The sequence below is a fragment of the Streptomyces sp. SID1328 genome (genome assembly GCF_009865595.1).
Classification (GTDB): Bacteria; Actinomycetota; Actinomycetes; order Streptomycetales; family Streptomycetaceae; genus Streptomyces; species Streptomyces griseoluteus.
Genome location: NZ_WWKH01000567.1, coordinates 1 through 3,128, shown reverse-complemented (window position 1 = coordinate 3,128; position 3,128 = coordinate 1). Strand labels below are relative to the sequence as shown.

2 protein-coding genes are annotated in these 3,128 nt (G+C 68.8%); both read left to right on the top strand.

Annotated elements, in window-relative coordinates:
- Positions 1-1,089: AAA family ATPase (locus GT030_RS17985; protein WP_161201960.1), on the top strand; the 1,089-nt coding region annotated here is incomplete at its 5' end.
- A 226-nt stretch (positions 1,090-1,315) separates the two neighbouring features.
- Positions 1,316-2,734 (top strand): sugar porter family MFS transporter, encoded by a 1,419-nt coding sequence (locus tag GT030_RS17980; protein WP_161201959.1) that lies wholly within the window; start codon positions 1,316-1,318, stop codon positions 2,732-2,734.
- Positions 2,735-3,128 lie beyond the last annotated feature (394 nt).

Below are 3,128 nucleotides of genomic sequence, written 5' to 3'. Positions count from 1 at the left end.
GAGGCACGCGCGCGTGCGGAGCGGCGGCGGGCCCGGCTGCGCCACGAGGCGGCCATCGCCGGGGCGGTCGCGGACGGCGCCCGGCAACTGCTGGCCCACATCGAGGTCTCCCTCGCCCGCTCCCAGCGCGAGCGCGACGCCGCCGAGGCCGCGAAGGCCGTACGCGAGCGGGAGTTGGCCGACGCGCGCGGTACGGGGCGCGATCTCAAGGCGGAACTCGACAAGTTGACGGACTCGGTGCACCGGGGCGAGGTGCTCGGCGCGGAGAAGCGGCTGCGGATCGAGCAGCTGGAGGCCAGGGCGCTGGACGAACTCGGGGTCGAGCCGGAGGGGCTCGTCGCGGAGTACGGCCCCCTCCAGCCGGTGCCGCCCTCCCTCCCGGCGGAGGGTGAGGAGCTGCCGGAGGACCCCGGGCACCCCCGTAACCAGCCGCGTCCCTTCCACCGCGCGGAGCAGGAGAAGCGGCTGAAGGCGGCCGAGCGGGCCTACCAGCAGTTGGGCAAGGTGAATCCGCTGGCGCTGGAGGAGTTTGCAGCGCTGGAAGAGCGGCACAAGTTCCTCAGTGAGCAACTGGAGGACCTGAAGAAGACGCGGGTGGATCTGCTGAGGGTGGTGAAGGAGGTCGATGAACGGGTCGAGCAGGTCTTCACCGAGGCGTTCCGGGACACCGCCCGCGAGTTCGAGGGCGTCTTCTCCCGGCTCTTCCCCGGTGGGGAGGGGCGGCTGGTGCTGACCGACCCGGACGACATGCTGGCCACGGGTGTGGACGTGGAGGCGCGGCCGCCGGGGAAGAAGGTGAAGCGGCTGAGCCTGCTGTCCGGCGGGGAACGGTCGCTGACGGCCGTCGCCCTGCTGGTGGCGATCTTCAAGGCCCGCCCCAGCCCCTTCTACGTGATGGACGAGGTCGAGGCGGCCCTGGACGACACCAATCTCCAGCGGCTGATCGGGATCATGCGGGAGCTGCAGGAGAGTTCGCAGCTCGTCGTGATCACGCACCAGAAGCGCACCATGGAGGTGGCCGACGCGCTGTACGGCGTCTCCATGCAGGGTGACGGAGTGTCGAAGGTCATCTCCCAGCGGCTGCGCTAGCAAGTCTCTCAAGATCAAGTACGTGTGCGTTTACTTCTTGAACAACATCGACGCGTGCGTATCTCTTAAGTCACAGCCATCCAGGTATTGACTTCGAAAGTTGAAGGCATAGTCTCTGCAACGTTGCTTTTACCTTCAGGGGTAAGTGGTGCCAAGGTGTGCGCCACTGGAACCTGGAAGGGCTCGCCCCCACCCGGCAGCGTTGCCGTGGCCCGAGGAGTTACACGTGACCAGCACAGCGCAGGCACCCCAGCCAGGAGCCGGGACGGCTCACCCCGAACATCTCGGGCACGTCATCTTCATCGCGGCCGCGGCCGCGATGGGCGGCTTCCTGTTCGGCTACGACAGCTCCGTGATCAACGGCGCCGTCGAGGCCATCCGGGACCGTTATGACGTGGGCTCCGCCGCCCTCGCCCAGGTCATCGCCATCGCGCTGATCGGCTGCGCCATCGGTGCCGCCACCGCCGGCCGCATAGCCGACCGTATCGGCCGTATCCGCTGCATGCAGATCGCCGCCGTCCTCTTCACCATCAGCGCGGTGGGCTCCGCCCTTCCCTTCGCGCTGTGGGACCTCGCCTTCTGGCGCATCATCGGCGGTTTCGCCATCGGTATGGCCTCGGTCATCGGCCCGGCCTACATCGCCGAGGTCGCACCGCCGGCTTACCGCGGGCGGCTCGGCTCCTTCCAGCAGGCCGCGATCGTCATCGGCATCGCCGTCTCGCAGCTCGTCAACTGGGGCCTGCTGAACGCCGCCGGCGGCGACCAGCGCGGCAAGCTGATGGGCCTCGAGGTCTGGCAGGTCATGCTGGGCGTCATGGTGATCCCGGCCGTCCTCTACGGCCTGCTCTCCTTCGCGATCCCCGAGTCCCCGCGCTTCCTGATCTCCGTCGGCAAGCGTGAGCGCGCCCGCGAGGTGCTGGCCGAGGTCGAGGGCAACGGTGTCGACCTCGACGCGCGGGTCAACGAGATCGAGCACGCGATGAAGTCCGAGCACAAGTCGTCCTTCAAGGACCTGCTCGGTGGCAGCTTCTTCTTCAAGCCGATCGTCTGGGTGGGTATCGGCCTCTCCGTCTTCCAGCAGTTCGTCGGCATCAACGTCGCGTTCTACTACTCCTCCACGCTGTGGCAGTCGGTCGGTGTCGACCCGTCGGACTCGTTCCTCAACTCCTTCACGACGTCGATCATCAACATCGTCGGCACCGTGATCGCCATGATCTTCGTGGACCGGATCGGCCGGAAGCCGCTGGCCCTCATCGGCTCGGTCGGCATGGTCGTCGGTCTCGCGCTGGAAGCCTGGGCGTTCTCGTACCACCTCGTCGACGGCAAGCTCCCCGCCACGCAGGGCTGGGTCGCCCTCGTCGCCGCCCACCTCTTCGTCCTCTTCTTCGCCCTCTCCTGGGGCGTGGTGGTCTGGGTCTTCCTCGGCGAGATGTTCCCGAACCGGATTCGCGCCGCCGCCCTCGGTGTCGCCGCGTCCGCGCAGTGGATCGCCAACTGGGCCATCACCGCGAGCTTCCCGTCGCTGGCCGACTGGAACCTCTCCGGCACCTACGTGATCTACACGTTCTTCGCCGCGCTCTCCATCCCCTTCGTCCTGAAGTTCGTCAAGGAGACGAAGGGCAAGACCCTGGAGGAGATGGGCTGACCGCCCACCGATACCCGAGGAGAAGGGCCAAGTCCCCGCTGCCCCTCTCCTCGCACCTCCACCGCCCCCACCCCGGCCACTGCCGGGGGTGGGGGCGGTGTTGTTTTCGGGGGTGGTGGTGCGGTGCGTGTTGAGGGTTTCCTCGGCGGTCTGGCTGGTGCGCCGATGAGGGGCCGGCGCCAGGTGCCGGGTCGGCGTTCGACGGAGTGGCCAGGCGCACCAGCGCGGCGCTGCTCGCTGGGCGTGGCCCCCTCCGCTGTGTTCAGAGGGGCCGGGGTTCCCGCTTGCCACGGGCAGGCAGGCCGGTGGTGCCGGTTCGCTTCATGCGCCCGGCGCCCGGCGCCCGGCGGCCCGGGGCCCGGGGCCCGCGCCGTGGCCTACGCGTCGCACGGCC